A 15,691-nucleotide genomic window follows, 5' to 3' on the forward strand; every position below is an offset into this window, starting at 1 on the left:
CGATGAACCATCAGGCTCCCGTGCCGGCGCGCGCCTTGCCGCAAGCATTAACCTTTTAAAGCGCGACGCATACTATCAAAGATGGCGAGTCTGGCAATGGAATGCGTATTATCGGTAAAAGTATGCCGATAGCGAGTATAGTTTGCAGAAAAAATTTGCCAATCGTCGCCCGCCTGCGGCCTGCGCCAGAAGCGCTTTAATTTTAGACGCAGGATGACAAACCCGCGCCGGCGGCGCAAATTATTACCGCTATACCGTCTGGCCAGCTTACCGCCCCCTTTTCCCTGCTAAAGATGCCGGGTCATGCGCGGCAAAGGAAACGTCTTGCGCCACTTTCCGATGATTCCTGGACGACCGCGCCTCTGCTTCGGCGGCGGCTCCTTATCCTAATGTGCAATTTTTCGTGACATATTCGCCATTCATCGCCGTCTCCGTCATGCTTAGGAAAACGCATGACGGAGGACACCATGAAAAGAAAAAAACTGACGGAAGCCGACGTCACGGCCGAATCCGTTTTTATGCTCAAGCGGCGCCAGGTGCTGAAAATGCTGGGTATCAGCGCGACCGCGCTTTCCCTTCCCGCCGCCGCGCAGGCCGACCTGCTGGACTGGTTTAAAGGCCACGACCGCCCACCAGCGCCAGCGGGCAAGGCCCTGGAGTTTGCTAAACCCGCCGAGTGGCAGGCTAATCTGACGCTTACCCCAGAAGATAAGGTCGCCGGTTACAATAATTTTTATGAATTCGGCCTCGATAAAGCCGATCCGGCGGCGAACGCGGGTAGCCTGCGCACCGATCCCTGGACGCTCACCATCGGTGGCGAAGTGGCGAAACCTCTGACCCTTGACCATGACGATCTGACCAAACGCTTCCCGCTGGAAGAGCGCATTTATCGTATGCGCTGTGTGGAAGCCTGGTCGATGGTGGTCCCCTGGGTCGGCTTCCCGCTGCATAAACTGCTGGCGCTGGTGGAGCCCACCAGCAGCGCGCGCTATGTGGCCTTCAAAACCCTCTATGCTCCGGATCAAATGCCCGGCCAGAAAGACCGGTTTATCGGCGGGGGGCTCGCTTACCCTTACGTGGAGGGGCTACGGCTGGATGAAGCGATGCACCCGCTGACGCTACTCACCGTCGGGGTGTATGGCAAAGCGCTGCCGCCGCAAAACGGCGCGCCGGTCCGCCTGACCGTGCCGTGGAAGTACGGTTTTAAAGGCATAAAATCCATTGTTAGTATCGAGCTGACCCGCGAGCGGCCGCCAACCACCTGGAACCTGGCGGCGCCGGACGAATACGGCTTCTTCGCCAACGTCAATCCGCACGTCGATCACCCCCGCTGGTCGCAGGCTAGCGAGCGGTTTATCGGCGCCGGCGGCGTGCTCGATGTGAAGCGTCAACCGACGTTGCTGTTTAATGGCTATGCCGACGAAGTGGCGTCGCTGTATCGCGGCATGAATCTGCGGGAGAACTTCTAGTGCGTTTCACCGTCAAACAGATCGTCTGGCTGAAGGTTTTACTTCACCTTGCGGGGTTTTTGCCGCTGGTCTGGTTATTCTGGGCCGGGCACCAGGGCTACTTTAGCGCCGATCCAGCCAAGGATATCCAGCACTTTACCGGCAGAATGGCGCTTAAGTTTCTGCTGGCGACGCTGCTGGTCTCTCCGCTGGCGCGCTATGCGAAGCAGCCATTATTGATTCGCGTTCGTCGGCTGTTAGGTTTATGGTGTTTTGCCTGGGCGACGCTGCACCTGACCAGCTATACCCTACTGGAGCTGGGCATTAACAATCTGGCGCTGCTGGGCTCGGAGATTATCACCCGCCCCTATCTGACATTGGGCATGATCAGCTGGGCGATTCTGCTGGCGCTGGCGGTGACCTCCACGCAAGCGATGCAGCGAAAACTGGGGCGTCGCTGGCAACTTTTACACAACTTCGTCTATCTGGTGGCGATCCTCGCGCCGATACACTACCTGTGGTCAGTGAAGATCGTCTCGCCGCAGCCCGTTATATATGCCCTGCTGGCAGCGGGGCTATTGACATGGCGTTACAAGAAGTTCCGCCAGTGGTGGCGCTCAATCCGGTAATGTGCAGTTTCCCGCAGATCCTTTATCAACCGCGACTCTTTTTCAGATAGCGGTTGATAATCTTCCCTGATAAGACCAGTATTTAGCTGCCAATTGCTACGAAATCGTTATAATGTGCGACTTTGGTTTTCCTGACGGGGTTTTCTGACCCTGAAAAGGTGACAAGGGCGCATTGAAGGTATATGTTGTTTTTTACCCGAAAATGGCAGGAGTTCGCCACACAATGGCAGTTAAGTTTCACATTTTGCTTTTGAATGGTCCAAACATTAACATGCTCGGTACCCGCGAGCCTGAGAAGTATGGCCCTCTCACGCTGGCTGAAATTGTTAACCGTTTAACATCTGAAGCGGCGGCGCTGAATGTGAGTCTGGATCACCTGCAGTCCAACGCGGAGTATGCGTTAATCGACCGAATTCATCAGGCTAAAGACAACGTGGACTATATCCTGATTAATCCGGCCGCGTTCACGCATACCAGCGTAGCAATCCGTGACGCTTTGCTCGCCGTGAACATCCCGTTTATCGAGATTCACCTGAGCAATGTGCATGCACGCGAACCCTTCCGCCAGCACTCGTATCTGTCAGATGTCGCCGCTGGCGTCATTTGCGGGCTGGGGGCGGATGGTTATTCATACGCTTTACAGACGGCGGTAAAACGCCTGTCACAATCACACTAAACAAAGAGTACGGAACCCACTCATGGATATTCGTAAGATTAAAAAACTGATCGAGCTGGTTGAAGAATCAGGTATCTCCGAACTGGAAATTTCTGAAGGCGAAGAGTCTGTTCGCATCAGCCGCTCTGCACCGGCCGCAAGCTATCCGGTTATGCAGCAGGCTTATGCTGCGCCGATGATGCAGCCTCAGGCGCCTGCCGCCGCGACTGCCGCACCAGCTGCTGCGGCTGAAGCGCCGGCGAAAGCGGAAATCAGTGGTCACATCGTACGTTCCCCGATGGTTGGTACTTTCTATCGTACGCCGAGCCCGGACGCGAAAGCGTTTGTGGAAGTTGGCCAGAAAGTTAACGTGGGCGACACCCTGTGCATCGTCGAAGCGATGAAAATGATGAACCAGATCGAAGCCGACAAAGCCGGCGTGGTGAAAGCCATTCTGATCGAAAGCGGCCAACCGGTAGAATTCGACGAGCCGCTGGTAGTTATCGAGTAACGAGGCGAACATGCTGGATAAAATTGTCATCGCTAACCGTGGCGAGATCGCACTGCGCATCCTGCGTGCCTGTAAAGAATTGGGCATCAAGACTGTCGCTGTGCACTCCACTGCGGATCGCGATCTAAAACACGTATTGTTAGCGGATGAGACGGTCTGCATCGGTCCGGCTCCGTCCGTAAAAAGCTATCTGAACATTCCGGCCATTATCAGCGCCGCTGAGATCACTGGCGCGGTAGCGATTCACCCGGGTTATGGCTTCCTCTCTGAGAACGCTAATTTTGCTGAGCAGGTTGAGCGCTCCGGTTTCATCTTCATCGGCCCGAAAGCCGACACTATCCGCCTGATGGGCGACAAAGTGTCCGCCATCACCGCCATGAAGAAAGCTGGCGTTCCGACCGTTCCAGGTTCTGATGGCCCGCTGGGCGACGACATGGACGCTAACCGCGCCCATGCCAAACGCATCGGCTACCCGGTGATCATCAAAGCCTCCGGCGGCGGCGGCGGTCGCGGTATGCGCGTTGTACGTAGCGACGCTGAACTGGCGCAATCCATCTCCATGACCAAAGCGGAAGCCAAAGCGGCTTTCAACAACGACATGGTCTACATGGAGAAATACCTGGAAAACCCACGCCACATTGAAATTCAGGTGCTGGCGGATGGTCAGGGTAACGCTATCTATCTGGCTGAACGTGACTGCTCCATGCAGCGCCGTCATCAGAAAGTGGTCGAAGAAGCGCCGGCGCCGGGCATCACCCCGGAACTGCGTCGCTACATCGGCGAGCGTTGCGCGAAAGCCTGTGTGGATATCGGCTACCGCGGGGCGGGTACCTTTGAGTTCCTGTTCGAAAACGGCGAGTTCTACTTCATTGAAATGAACACCCGTATCCAGGTAGAGCATCCGGTAACTGAAATGATCACCGGCGTTGACCTGATCAAAGAGCAGCTGCGTATCGCAGCCGGCCAGCCGCTGTCCATCAAGCAGGATGAAGTGGTGGTTCGCGGCCATGCGGTGGAATGCCGTATCAACGCCGAAGACCCGAACACCTTCCTGCCGAGCCCGGGCAAAATCACCCGTTTCCACGCGCCGGGTGGCTTTGGCGTGCGCTGGGAGTCACATATTTACGCCGGTTACACCGTACCGCCGTACTATGACTCCATGATCGGTAAACTGATCTGCTACGGCGAAAGCCGTGACGTGGCGATTGCCCGCATGAAGAATGCGCTGCAGGAGCTGATCATCGATGGCATCAAAACCAACGTCGATCTGCAGATGCGCATTATGAGCGACGAGAATTTCCAGCATGGTGGCACCAATATCCACTATCTGGAGAAAAAACTCGGCTTGCAGGAAAAATAATTCTGCTCTCTCAGCAAAAGGCCGGGTAAACCGGCCTTTTTTCTTTTTCTCTCTCCTCATCTATACCATGCGGTACAATCCCCGCTTTCTTCATCCTCAAGGGACAAAAAATGGACAAACGCTTTGTTCAGGCCCACAAAGAAGCGCGCTGGGCGCTGTGGCTGACCCTTCTCTACCTTGCCGCCTGGCTGGCCGCCGCCTATCTGCCGGGGGTGGCTATTGGCTTTACCGGCCTGCCACACTGGTTTGAAATGGCCTGCCTGCTGGTACCGCTGCTGTTCATTCTGCTGTGCTGGGCGATGGTCAAACTGATTTTCCGCGATATTTCTCTGGAGGACGATGATGCAGTTTGAGGTCATTATTCCCCTGATCGCCTACCTGGTGGTGGTGTTCGGTTTATCCCTCTACGCCATGAGAAAACGCGCCTCAGGTAGCTTTCTTAATGAGTACTTTCTCGGCAGCCGCTCGATGGGCGGCTTCGTGCTGGCCATGACGCTAACCGCCACCTATATCAGCGCCAGCTCATTTATAGGCGGACCCGGCGCCGCCTATAAATACGGCCTGGGCTGGGTGCTGCTGGCGATGATCCAGCTCCCCGCCATCTGGCTGTCGCTGGGCGTGCTGGGGAAAAAATTCGCCATCCTTGCGCGTCGCTATAATGCTGTCACCCTCAATGACATGCTGTTTGCGCGCTATCAGAGTCGCCTGCTGGTCTGGCTGGCCAGCCTGAGTCTGCTGGTGGCCTTTGTTGGCGCCATGACCGTCCAGTTTATCGGCGGCGCCCGCCTGCTGGAGACGGCTGCCGGTATTCCTTACGATACCGGCCTGCTGATCTTCGGGGTCAGCATCGCGCTGTATACCGCCTATGGCGGCTTTCGCGCCAGCGTGCTCAACGACACGATGCAGGGCATGGTAATGCTGATCGGCACGATCGTGCTGCTGGTAGGCGTGATCCACGCCGCCGGGGGGGTTGGCCATGCGGTAGAGACGCTGCAGTCGATCGACGTCAAGCTGGTGTCCCCGCAGGGCGCGGAAGATATCCTCTCGCCAACCTTTATGGCCTCGTTTTGGGTGCTGGTCTGCTTCGGCGTTATTGGTCTGCCACATACCGCAGTGCGCTGTATCTCCTACAAAGACAGCAAAGCCGTGCATCGCGGCATCATTATCGGCACCATCGTGGTGGCGATCCTGATGTTTGGCATGCATCTGGCTGGGGCATTAGGCCGGGCGGTGATCCCCGATTTAACCGTGCCGGATCTGGTGATCCCGACGCTGATGGTTAAAGTGCTTCCGCCCTTTGCCGCCGGGATCTTCCTTGCCGCGCCGATGGCGGCGATTATGTCGACGATCAATGCCCAACTTCTGCAAAGTTCCGCTACGATCATCAAAGATCTGTACCTGAACTGGCGGCCGGATCAGGCGACTAACGAAAAGCGGCTTAAACGCATGTCCGCCGGCATCACGCTCCTGCTGGGGGTCTTGTTGCTGCTCGCGGCCTGGCGGCCGCCGGAGATGATAATCTGGCTGAACCTGCTGGCCTTCGGCGGCCTGGAAGCCGTCTTCCTGTGGCCGCTGGTGCTGGGCCTTTACTGGGAACGCGCCAACGCGGCTGGCGCGCTGAGCGCGATGATCGTAGGCGGCGTCCTGTATGCCGTACTGGCCACGCTGAAAGTGCAGTTTCTGGGCTTTCACCCGATCGTTCCCGCGCTGCTGCTGAGTTTGCTGGCGTTTGTGGCGGGGAACCGTTTCGGTCGTCCCGCCCCACAGTCCCCCATTTTGACTACTGATAAATAAAGAGTTTTGCTATGCCATGGATCCAACTGAAACTAAATACCACCGGCGCGAACGCTGAAGATCTTAGCGATGCGCTGATGGAGGCCGGATCGGTCTCGATCACCTTCCAGGATACGCACGATACGCCGGTATTTGAGCCATTGCCCGGGGAAACCCGCCTGTGGGGGGATACCGACGTAATCGGCCTGTTCGATGCTGAAACCGATATGAAAGCGGTCGTTGCCCAACTGGAGCAGCATCCGCTGCTGGGCGCCGGGTTCGCGCATAAGATCGAGCAGCTGGAAGATAAAGACTGGGAACGGGAATGGATGGATAACTTCCACCCCATGCGCTTCGGGGAGCGGCTATGGATCTGCCCAAGCTGGCGCGATGTTCCGGATGAAAATGCCGTCAACGTGATGCTCGATCCGGGTCTGGCCTTTGGCACCGGTACGCATCCGACGACATCCCTGTGCCTGCAGTGGCTGGATGGGCTCGACCTCAACGGAAAAACGGTGATTGATTTCGGCTGCGGCTCCGGCATCCTGGCGATTGCCGCACTGAAGCTGGGGGCGGCAAAAGCAATCGGGATTGATATCGACCCGCAGGCTATTCAGGCCAGTCGTGATAACGCGCAGCGTAACGGCGTTTCTGAATGCCTGGAGCTCTATCTTCCTCAGGACCAACCGGAGTCGATGAAAGCCGACGTGGTGGTCGCGAATATCCTGGCAGGCCCGTTACGTGAGCTGGCGCCATTAATCAGCGTCCTGCCCGTTTCAGGCGGTTTGCTGGGGCTTTCCGGCATCCTTGCCAGCCAGGCGGAGAGCGTCTGTGAAGCCTACGCCGATCTCTTCACCCTTGACCCGGTGGTCGAGAAGGAAGAGTGGTGCCGGATTACCGGCCGGAAAAACTAAGCGCGATGCGGCCTACGGGCCGCATTTTTGTTTCCAGTAGCCACCAAATAATGCCAGGAAATGAGAGGCAGATCGCACTACAGAGCACTTTTTTGGCTACAAAAACAGCGTTTTATATCGCCATGCGGCCAGTTTATCCAAGAAAAATCGAGAAGTTTTATGATTTTATAAATGGACACAAATTATCCATCATCCATTAAATCAATGATTAATATAAGTATTTATTCATCCCTTTTACGCTAGTCCCGGATTCATTGATCTGCAACAGAGGATTGCTCAAAGTTTGGCCTTTCATCTCGTGCAAAAAATGCGTAATATACGCCGCCTTGCAGTCACAGTATGGTCATTTCTTAACTCATGCGCATCGGACACCACCAGCTCAGAAATCGCCTGATCGCAGCGCCCATGGCTGGCATTACTGACAGACCATTCCGGACGCTGTGCTACGAGATGGGAGCGGGTTTAACCGTTTCCGAGATGATGTCTTCTAACCCACAGGTGTGGGAGAGCGACAAGTCCCGTTTACGGATGGTGCATATCGATGAGCCCGGTATTCGTACCGTGCAAATCGCCGGTAGCGTGCCGGAAGAGATGGCTGCCGCCGCGCGGATTAACGTGGAAAGCGGCGCCCAGATTATTGATATCAATATGGGATGCCCGGCGAAAAAGGTGAATCGCAAGCTTGCAGGTTCAGCCCTCTTGCAGTACCCCGACCAGGTGAAGTCGATCCTGACGGCGGTCGTTAACGCGGTGGACGTTCCTGTGACTCTCAAGATTCGCACCGGTTGGGAACCGGAACACCGTAACTGCGTAGAGATTGCCCAACTGGCCGAAGAGTGTGGCATTCAGGCTCTGACTATTCACGGACGCACCCGCGCCTGCTTGTTTAACGGAGACGCTGAGTACGACAGTATTCGGGCAGTTAAGCAGAAAGTTTCCATTCCGATTATCGCGAATGGCGACATTACTGACCCGCTTAAAGCCAGAGCTGTGCTCGACTATACAGGGGCTGATGCCCTGATGATAGGCCGTGCAGCTCAGGGAAGACCCTGGATCTTTCGGGAAATCCAGCATTATCTGGACACTGGAGAGCTGCTACCCCCGCTGCCGCTGGCAGAGGTGAAGCGCTTGCTTTGTGCGCACGTTCGGGAGTTGCATGACTTTTATGGTCAGGCAAAAGGGTACCGAATCGCGCGTAAACACGTCTCCTGGTATCTTCAGGAACATGCTCCAGATGACCAGTTTCGGCGCACATTCAACGCCATTGAGGATGCCAGCGAACAGCTGGAGGCGTTGGAGGCATACTTCGAAAATTTTGCGTAATAGAAATAAAGAGCTGACAGAACTATGTTCGAACAACGCGTAAATTCTGACGTACTGACCGTTTCTACCGTTAACTCTCAGGATCAGGTAACTCAAAAGCCCCTGCGTGACTCGGTTAAACAGGCACTGAAGAACTATTTTGCTCAACTGAACGGTCAGGATGTGAATGACCTGTATGAGCTGGTACTGGCTGAAGTTGAACAGCCCCTGTTGGACATGGTGATGCAATACACCCGTGGTAACCAGACCCGCGCTGCTCTGATGATGGGCATCAACCGCGGTACGCTGCGTAAAAAACTGAAAAAATACGGCATGAACTGATACTAGTCAGTTGCTTGCTTGATATAAAAGGCGCTCTTCGGCATGGGGAAGCGCCTTTTTTATTATCTGCGCCAACAGAACTCATTACTGATTCACCAGCCGTAGCGCAGGCCCTCCCGATAAACGCGCAGCACAGACCACCGCCATTATATTATCCACCAGCGCAGGCGCCTGCTGATAAAGATCGAAGCGTTGCGGATCGAGCAGCCAGTTTTTAATCAGCCCGGAAAAAGCACTGTGTAAAACAATTAATATCATCTCAATGTTTGTTTCGGCTGGCAATATATTGTTACGCACGCAGCACTGCAGGATGCCGCCAATGAGTGAATAATTAAAACCAATACGTTGGCGAATTTCGTATTCCGAAAGCATATCACTGGAAAACTCACAGCGCTGATAAAGAATTTGCATCAGAGCGCGCTGTCGAGGATTCGCAGCAATATAGCGCAGGCCTGCAATAAACCGCTCGCGTAAAGCATTTAACGGCTCCTGTTCGTACTCTATGGCCTGACTGGGCTGAATCAAATCTCTAAGCGGCGGCTGCTGCTGCCACATTTCATTAAACAGCTCCGTCTTACTGGCAAAATGCCAGTACACCGCGCCGCGAGTCACTCCCGCCGCATCGGCGATATCCGTCAGGGTGGTGTTGGTTACTCCGCGCAGGGCGAACTGCTGGATTGCGGACTCAATCAGGAGCTGCCGCGTGCGCTGCGCCTCTTCTTTTGTTTTTCTTGCCATACAAGGCCCCACTTCCCGATAAGCAGATAATATAGGATATTCTTAATTAGAATTAATCTAGCATTTGCCATGAAGTATTATTTAGCAAAAATGCAGACAAGTTAATCCTGATGCAAAAAGAGAATTAATTATTCAAGTGAATATCACCGGAAAATACATTCACTGAAATAATGTCTATTTATCAACTTTTACAATTGCGATAAATCGCAATACTACAGTGACCATTTTTTTGTTTTTGCGTGCCTTGCTGATTGCTTAAAAATAAGTATCTCTTACATCCAACGGCGTTTATTTGTAGGATGGCAAACTGCTTTTTGATTCCCTCTTTCTTTCACAGATTCGCCGCCTGATTGGGTACGTAATCTATAAGGAACCGCCATGACGACTCACGCCAGAGTGACACTTTTATCCGGTTTAATTATCTCGGCCTTATTGCTAACCGGTTGCGATAATTCTGACAACCAGCAACCCCATGCGCAGGCGCCGCAGGTGACGGTCCATGTCGTCAACAGCGCGCCGCTATCAGTCACCACCGAACTGCCGGGCCGAACCTCTGCTTTTCGCGTAGCGGAAGTCCGCCCCCAGGTGAGCGGTATCATTCTGAAGCGTAACTTTGTTGAAGGAAGTGATGTCGAAGCAGGCCAGTCGCTCTATCAGATCGATCCGGCGACCTACCAGGCGGCGTGGAACAGCGCCAAAGGCGATGAGGCCAAAGCCGAAGCCGCGGCCGCTATCGCCCATTTGACGGTGAAACGCTACGTTCCACTGCTGGGTACTAAATATATCAGCCAGCAGGAATACGATCAGGCAGTGGCCACCGCCCGCCAGGCCGATGCCGATGTCATCGCCACCAAAGCTGCCGTGGAAACGGCCCGTATCAACCTGGCCTACACCAAAGTAACCTCCCCCATTAGCGGGCGCATCGGTAAATCGAGCGTCACCGAAGGGGCGCTGGTCACCAACGGCCAGTCGGATGCCCTGGCTACCGTCCAGCAGCTCGATCCCATCTATGTTGACGTGACGGAGTCCAGTAATGACTTCATGCGCCTTAAGCAGGAAAGCCTGCAGCGCGGCGGTGATACCAAAAGCGTTGAGCTGGTCATGGAGAACGGCCAGGCCTATCCGCTCAAAGGTTCACTGCAGTTTTCTGACGTCACTGTTGATGAAAGTACGGGCTCAATTACTCTGCGCGCTATCTTCCCTAACCCGCAGCATGTCCTGCTGCCAGGGATGTTCGTCCGCGCCCGCATAGACGAAGGCGTCGATCCGCAGGCTATCCTGGTACCGCAGCAAGGGGTGACCCGCACGCCGCGTGGTGATGCCTCCGTGATGCTGGTGAATGACAAAAACCAGGTTGAAACCCGGGAAGTGGTCGCGACTCAGGCCGTTGGCGATAAGTGGCTTATCACCAGTGGGCTGAAGCCGGGCGATAAAGTGATTGTCAGCGGCTTACAGAAAGTCCGTCCAGGCGTCACTGTCAAAGCGGAAGCGGAGCGTGCGGCGCCAGCCGCACAATAAGGATACCCTGCCATGTCTAAGTTTTTTATTCATCGACCGGTCTTCGCCTGGGTGCTGGCCATCATTATGATGATTGCCGGCGGCCTGGCCATCCTGCAGCTGCCGATAGCTCAGTACCCGACAATCGCCCCTCCTGCGGTAGCGATCTCCGCCACCTACCCCGGTGCAGATGCCCAGACCGTACAGGATACGGTCACTCAGGTTATCGAGCAGAATATGAACGGCATCGACAATCTGATGTATATGTCGTCGACCAGCGACTCTGCCGGTTCGGTAACCATTACGCTCACCTTTAAATCGGGTACCGATCCCGATATTGCCCAGGTACAGGTGCAAAACAAACTGCAGCTGGCCACGCCGCTGCTGCCCCAGGAAGTACAGCAGCAAGGGATTAGCGTCGAGAAATCCAGTAGCAGCTTCCTGTTGGTCGCCGGCTTTATCTCTGATAACCCGACCACCACCCAGGACGATATTTCTGACTATGTTGCCTCCAATGTCAAAGATCCTATTAGCCGCCTCAACGGCGTGGGCGATGTGCAGCTGTTCGGCGCGCAGTACGCTATGCGCGTCTGGCTGGATGGCAACCTGCTGAATAAATACAACCTGACGCCGGTGGACGTCATCAATGCGCTGCAGGTCCAGAACGATCAGATCGCCGCGGGTCAGCTCGGGGGTACGCCAGCGCTGAAAGGCCAGCAGTTGAACGCGTCAATCATCGCTCAGACGCGGCTCAAAGATCCGCAGGAGTTTGGCAAGGTCACGCTGCGGGTCAATGCCGATGGCTCTGTCGTCCATCTGAAAGACGTCGCCCGCATTGAGCTGGGGGGAGAGAACTATAACGTCGTCGCCAGAATTAACGGTAAACCTGCCTCTGGTCTGGGTATTAAGCTTGCGACCGGCGCCAACGCCCTGGATACCGCCACCGCGATTAAAGCGAAGCTGGCCGAGCTGCAGCCCTACTTCCCTCAGGGGATGAAGGTGGTCTATCCGTATGATACGACCCCTTTCGTCAAAATCTCCATTCACGAAGTGGTCAAAACGCTTTTTGAAGCAATTATTCTCGTCTTTCTTGTCATGTATCTGTTCCTGCAGAACATGCGCGCAACGCTCATTCCAACCATTGCCGTACCCGTGGTGCTGTTGGGAACCTTCGCGGTATTGTCGATGTTTGGCTACTCCATCAACACGCTGACAATGTTTGGCATGGTGTTGGCGATAGGTCTGCTGGTCGATGACGCTATCGTAGTAGTGGAAAACGTCGAACGTGTGATGGTTGAGGAGAAGCTCTCGCCAAAAGAAGCGACGGAAAAATCTATGTCGCAGATCCAGGGAGCGCTGGTGGGTATCGCCATGGTGCTCTCCGCAGTATTTGTCCCGATGGCCTTTTTCGGCGGCTCAACCGGCGCGATTTATCGTCAGTTTTCAATCACCATCGTCTCCGCCATGGCGCTCTCCGTGCTGGTTGCGCTGGTACTGACGCCGGCGCTCTGCGCCACGTTGTTGAAGCCAGCCTCAGCTGAACACCATGAGAAAAAAGGATTTTTCGGCTGGTTTAACGCCCGCTTCGACCAGAGCGTTAACCACTATACCAACAGCGTCAGCGGTATTTTACGTGGAACTGGCCGTTATCTGGTGATCTACCTGCTGATCGTCGTGGGGATGGCCGTGCTGTTCATGCGCTTGCCCACGTCCTTTCTGCCCGACGAAGACCAGGGCGTCTTCCTGACCATGATCCAGCTGCCGTCCGGTGCTACCCAGGAGCGCACGCAGAAGGTCCTGGATACGGTGACAGACTACTACCTGCATAACGAGAAGGCCAACGTCGAAAGCGTCTTTACCGTTAACGGCTTCAGCTTCAGCGGCCAGGGACAAAACTCCGGTATGGCGTTTGTCAGCCTGAAGCCTTGGGAAGCGCGCAGCGGCGATGAAAACAGCGTGGAGTCCATCATCAAGCGGGCCACCGTAGCCTTTAGCCAGATCAAAGACGCCATGGTTTTCCCGTTCAACATGCCAGCCATTATTGAGCTGGGTACCGCCACCGGCTTCGACTTTGAACTGATCGACCAGGGCGGACTCGGTCATACCGCTCTGACCCAGGCGCGCAATCAACTGCTGGGCATGGTGAAACAGCATCCGGATCAGCTGGTTCGGGTACGCCCTAATGGGCTGGAAGATACCCCTCAGTTCAAACTGGATGTCGATCAGGAAAAAGCGCAGGCGCTGGGCGTATCGCTCTCCGATATCAATGAAACGATATCAGCCGCGCTGGGCGGATACTACGTCAATGACTTTATTGACCGCGGCCGCGTGAAAAAAGTGTACGTTCAGGCTGATGCCCACTTCCGTATGCTGCCGAGCGACATTAACAACATGTATGTTCGTAGCGCCAACGGCGAAATGGTGCCGTTCTCCGCCTTTGTCACTTCACGCTGGATATATGGCTCGCCGCGCCTGGAGCGCTACAACGGGTTGCCATCTATGGAGATCCTCGGTGAAGCTTCGCCAGGCAAAAGTACCGGGGAAGCCATGGCGCTGATGGAAACGCTGGCCAGTAAACTGCCGAGCGGCATCGGTTATGACTGGACCGGGATGTCTTACCAGGAACGGCTCTCCGGCAACCAGGCGCCTGCGCTCTATGCCATCTCGCTGATCGTCGTCTTCCTGTGTCTGGCGGCGCTGTATGAGAGCTGGTCGATCCCCTTCTCAGTCATGTTAGTGGTTCCGCTAGGGGTCATTGGCGCGCTGTTAGCCGCCACGCTGCGTGGGCTGAATAATGACGTTTACTTCCAGGTCGGACTCTTGACCACGATCGGTTTGTCGGCCAAGAATGCGATCCTGATCGTCGAGTTCGCCAAGGATCTGATGGAGAAAGAAGGGAAAGGGATCATTGAGGCCACGCTGGAGGCATCGCGGATGCGCCTGCGGCCTATTCTGATGACCTCTCTGGCCTTTATTCTCGGGGTCATGCCGCTGGTGATTAGCCATGGTGCCGGCAGCGGGGCGCAGAATGCGGTTGGCACCGGCGTGATGGGCGGGATGCTGACCGCGACGCTGCTGGCGATCTTCTTTGTTCCGGTGTTCTTCGTAGTCGTTAGACGACGCTTTACCCGGCACGCTGAATAACTCGGCTATGTCTTGAAGGCGCCCCTTGCGGGTGCTTTTTTTCGCATGCAATATTGGCAGCCAGCTAAACGCGCCGCAGTCTGGCAACCGCCATTGCACGCAGCATCGCTGAATCACAATCTTTCTCTCCATCTTTTCTGCATATTCCCGGGCTTATCTTCACGATATTTACGCGGCTCATATATTGAGATGATTTCGGCCTCCGGCCCGGACAATCCGCGGTGATAAAATAAGCCATTCCGTTCTGCACTGGCTTTCAGTACAACCCAGCGGATTATCCAGAGGTAATATCATGAAAAAGTATTTAATCGTGGCGCTGCTGGCCTCTCTACTGGCAGGCTGTGCCCATGACTCTCCCTGCGTACCGGTTTATGACTCGCAAGGCCGCTTAGTCCATACCAATACCTGTATGAAAGGCACAACAGAAGACAACTGGGAAACCGCAGGCGCAATCGCCGGGGGTGCGGCCGCGGTAGCCGGCCTCACGTTAGGGATCGTTGCTCTGACCCGCTAGATCGCTTCCCCAACCGCAGATACAGGTATATCCCCTGTATCTGCTCCACTCCATTCCCCAAAGTAAGCGATCATTCAGGCTCTTCCTGACGATAGTTCGCCAGCTTTCTTAGCCGTTGTTGTTGCCAGAGACCGCTGGCAATGAGTCGTCCATCGCTATCGGCAAACTTTTCAGATTCAGGGTTCAGAACCAACAAACACCAAAGGCCCGGTCGAAGAGCGGGCCTTTACTCTGATGGTGAGCAATGATGGCGAACGTCCTGTCCCTCTCTCCGGGCCGTTGCTGCGCAATGTTCATATCGATGCCAGTTAGATTTTCCCTGGGCAGCAAAGAAGCTCATCGGCAAACAACAGATAATACAAAAGCAAAAGGCCCAGTCTTTCGACTGGGCCTTTTGCTTTATTTGATGCCTGGCGATTCCCTACTCTCACATGGGGAGACCCCACACTACCATCGGCGCTACGACGTTTCACTTCTGAGTTCGGCATGGGGTCAGGTGGGACCGCCGCGCTATTGTCGCCAGGCAAATTCTTTACAACGTGCCGAACTTTAACCTAAAAAGTGGTGCTGATACCCAGAGTCGAACTGGGGACCTCACCCTTACCAAGGGTGCGCTCTACCAACTGAGCCATATCAGCACGCTAAATTTGATGCCTGGCAGTTCCCTACTCTCACATGGGGAGACCCCACACTACCATCGGCGCTACGGCGTTTCACTTCTGAGTTCGGCATGGGGTCAGGTGGGACCACCGCGCTAGTGCCGCCAGGCAAATTCTGTTTTATCAACACGTCTTACCGACGTATCGATTAATCTGTATCAGAGCTGAAAATTTTCTCAATCCGCCAAAACATCTTCGGCGTTGT

At 55.0% G+C, this 15,691-nt stretch carries 14 protein-coding genes, 1 tRNA gene, 2 rRNA genes and 1 pseudogene; 13 read left to right on the forward strand and 5 right to left on the reverse strand.

The window, feature by feature from the left end:
* Positions 1–47: 47 nt before the first annotated feature.
* Complete coding sequence (locus tag KHQ28_RS13395; RefSeq protein ID WP_004144963.1) at positions 48–239, reverse strand: hypothetical protein; 192 nt, start codon at positions 237–239, stop codon at positions 48–50.
* 228 nt (positions 240–467) lie between these two features.
* Between KHQ28_RS13395 and msrP the strand changes: the two genes are divergently transcribed.
* From msrP to fis, 10 genes and pseudogenes are all read left to right on the forward strand, one after another.
* The gene (gene msrP / locus KHQ28_RS13400) at positions 468–1,469 is read left to right on the forward strand and encodes a protein-methionine-sulfoxide reductase catalytic subunit MsrP (RefSeq protein WP_004174108.1); all 1,002 of its coding nucleotides are present in this window, start codon (positions 468–470) and stop codon (positions 1,467–1,469) included.
* Positions 1,469–2,077 carry a protein-methionine-sulfoxide reductase heme-binding subunit MsrQ gene (msrQ, locus tag KHQ28_RS13405; RefSeq protein WP_004889547.1) on the forward strand — a complete coding sequence of 203 codons (609 nt, stop codon included), beginning with the start codon at positions 1,469–1,471 and terminating at the stop codon, positions 2,075–2,077. Before msrP ends, msrQ begins: the two co-directional genes overlap by 1 nt.
* 223 nt (positions 2,078–2,300) lie before the next feature.
* On the forward strand, positions 2,301–2,753 hold the full coding sequence (gene aroQ, locus KHQ28_RS13410) for a type II 3-dehydroquinate dehydratase (RefSeq protein ID WP_032418326.1): 453 nt from the start codon (positions 2,301–2,303) through the stop codon (positions 2,751–2,753).
* A gap of 22 nt (positions 2,754–2,775) precedes the next feature.
* Positions 2,776–3,243 (forward strand): acetyl-CoA carboxylase biotin carboxyl carrier protein, encoded by a 468-nt coding sequence (gene accB, locus KHQ28_RS13415; protein ID WP_002918736.1) that lies wholly within the window; start codon positions 2,776–2,778, stop codon positions 3,241–3,243.
* 10 nt (positions 3,244–3,253) lie between these two features.
* A complete protein-coding gene (gene accC, locus KHQ28_RS13420) occupies positions 3,254–4,603 on the forward strand; it encodes an acetyl-CoA carboxylase biotin carboxylase subunit (protein WP_002918738.1) in 1,350 nt (449 codons plus the stop codon).
* Positions 4,604–4,713: 110 nt separating this feature from the next.
* The gene (locus KHQ28_RS13425; protein ID WP_002918740.1) at positions 4,714–4,956 is read left to right on the forward strand and encodes a YhdT family protein; all 243 of its coding nucleotides are present in this window, start codon (positions 4,714–4,716) and stop codon (positions 4,954–4,956) included.
* On the forward strand, positions 4,946–6,397 hold the full coding sequence (panF, locus tag KHQ28_RS13430) for a sodium/pantothenate symporter (protein ID WP_004188394.1): 1,452 nt from the start codon (positions 4,946–4,948) through the stop codon (positions 6,395–6,397). The genes KHQ28_RS13425 and panF overlap by 11 nt, the downstream gene beginning before the upstream one ends.
* Before the next feature lie 11 nt (positions 6,398–6,408).
* Positions 6,409–7,290: a 50S ribosomal protein L11 methyltransferase gene (gene prmA, locus KHQ28_RS13435; protein WP_032418325.1), complete on the forward strand. Its 882-nt coding sequence runs from the start codon at positions 6,409–6,411 to the stop codon at positions 7,288–7,290.
* Positions 7,291–7,647: 357 nt separating this feature from the next.
* Positions 7,648–8,656: pseudogene (gene dusB, locus KHQ28_RS13440) on the forward strand (tRNA dihydrouridine synthase DusB).
* Positions 8,638–8,934: a DNA-binding transcriptional regulator Fis gene (gene fis / locus KHQ28_RS13445; protein ID WP_000462905.1), complete on the forward strand. Its 297-nt coding sequence runs from the start codon at positions 8,638–8,640 to the stop codon at positions 8,932–8,934. Before dusB ends, fis begins: the two are co-directional and overlap by 19 nt.
* 84 nt (positions 8,935–9,018) lie before the next feature.
* Here fis and envR read toward each other — a convergent pair whose 3' ends face one another.
* Positions 9,019–9,672 (reverse strand): acrEF/envCD operon transcriptional regulator, encoded by a 654-nt coding sequence (gene envR, locus KHQ28_RS13450; protein WP_004185881.1) that lies wholly within the window; start codon positions 9,670–9,672, stop codon positions 9,019–9,021.
* Positions 9,673–10,050: 378 nt separating this feature from the next.
* Between envR and KHQ28_RS13455 the strand changes: the two genes are divergently transcribed.
* The 3 genes from KHQ28_RS13455 to KHQ28_RS13465 all read left to right on the forward strand — a co-directional run bounded on the left by KHQ28_RS13455 (position 10,051) and on the right by KHQ28_RS13465 (position 14,827).
* A complete protein-coding gene (locus KHQ28_RS13455) occupies positions 10,051–11,190 on the forward strand; it encodes an efflux RND transporter periplasmic adaptor subunit (RefSeq protein ID WP_032418324.1) in 1,140 nt (379 codons plus the stop codon).
* A 12-nt stretch (positions 11,191–11,202) separates the two neighbouring features.
* The gene (locus KHQ28_RS13460; protein ID WP_004144975.1) at positions 11,203–14,313 is read left to right on the forward strand and encodes an efflux RND transporter permease subunit; all 3,111 of its coding nucleotides are present in this window, start codon (positions 11,203–11,205) and stop codon (positions 14,311–14,313) included.
* 292 nt (positions 14,314–14,605) lie between these two features.
* The gene (locus KHQ28_RS13465) at positions 14,606–14,827 is read left to right on the forward strand and encodes a membrane protein (RefSeq protein ID WP_002919103.1); all 222 of its coding nucleotides are present in this window, start codon (positions 14,606–14,608) and stop codon (positions 14,825–14,827) included.
* Between the two features lie 408 nt (positions 14,828–15,235).
* Here KHQ28_RS13465 and rrf (KHQ28_RS13470) read toward each other — a convergent pair.
* From rrf (KHQ28_RS13470) to rrf (KHQ28_RS13480), 3 genes are all read right to left on the reverse strand, one after another.
* Positions 15,236–15,351 (reverse strand): 5S ribosomal RNA (gene rrf, locus KHQ28_RS13470).
* A gap of 38 nt (positions 15,352–15,389) precedes the next feature.
* Positions 15,390–15,465, reverse strand: a tRNA-Thr gene (locus KHQ28_RS13475).
* 14 nt (positions 15,466–15,479) lie between these two features.
* A 5S ribosomal RNA gene (gene rrf, locus KHQ28_RS13480) occupies positions 15,480–15,595 on the reverse strand.
* Positions 15,596–15,691 lie beyond the last annotated feature (96 nt).

Origin of the sequence: Klebsiella sp. 28, assembly GCF_018223905.1 — a bacterium.
Taxonomy (GTDB): domain Bacteria; phylum Pseudomonadota; class Gammaproteobacteria; order Enterobacterales; family Enterobacteriaceae; genus Klebsiella; species Klebsiella pneumoniae.

Bases quoted from the DNA above. Each gene is read 5' to 3' on its own strand.
- prmA (WP_032418325.1), top strand. From the start codon at position 6,409: ATGCCATGGATCCAACTGAAACTAAATACCACCGGCGCGAACGCTGAA.
- msrP (WP_004174108.1), top strand. From the start codon at position 468: ATGAAAAGAAAAAAACTGACGGAAGCCGACGTCACGGCCGAATCCGTT.
- KHQ28_RS13460 (WP_004144975.1), top strand. From the start codon at position 11,203: ATGTCTAAGTTTTTTATTCATCGACCGGTCTTCGCCTGGGTGCTGGCC.
- KHQ28_RS13455 (WP_032418324.1), top strand. From the start codon at position 10,051: ATGACGACTCACGCCAGAGTGACACTTTTATCCGGTTTAATTATCTCG.
- envR (WP_004185881.1), bottom strand. From the start codon at position 9,672: ATGGCAAGAAAAACAAAAGAAGAGGCGCAGCGCACGCGGCAGCTCCTG.
- aroQ (WP_032418326.1), top strand. From the start codon at position 2,301: ATGGCAGTTAAGTTTCACATTTTGCTTTTGAATGGTCCAAACATTAAC.
- panF (WP_004188394.1), top strand. From the start codon at position 4,946: ATGCAGTTTGAGGTCATTATTCCCCTGATCGCCTACCTGGTGGTGGTG.
- fis (WP_000462905.1), top strand. From the start codon at position 8,638: ATGTTCGAACAACGCGTAAATTCTGACGTACTGACCGTTTCTACCGTT.
- accB (WP_002918736.1), top strand. From the start codon at position 2,776: ATGGATATTCGTAAGATTAAAAAACTGATCGAGCTGGTTGAAGAATCA.
- KHQ28_RS13425 (WP_002918740.1), top strand. From the start codon at position 4,714: ATGGACAAACGCTTTGTTCAGGCCCACAAAGAAGCGCGCTGGGCGCTG.
- accC (WP_002918738.1), top strand. From the start codon at position 3,254: ATGCTGGATAAAATTGTCATCGCTAACCGTGGCGAGATCGCACTGCGC.
- KHQ28_RS13465 (WP_002919103.1), top strand. From the start codon at position 14,606: ATGAAAAAGTATTTAATCGTGGCGCTGCTGGCCTCTCTACTGGCAGGC.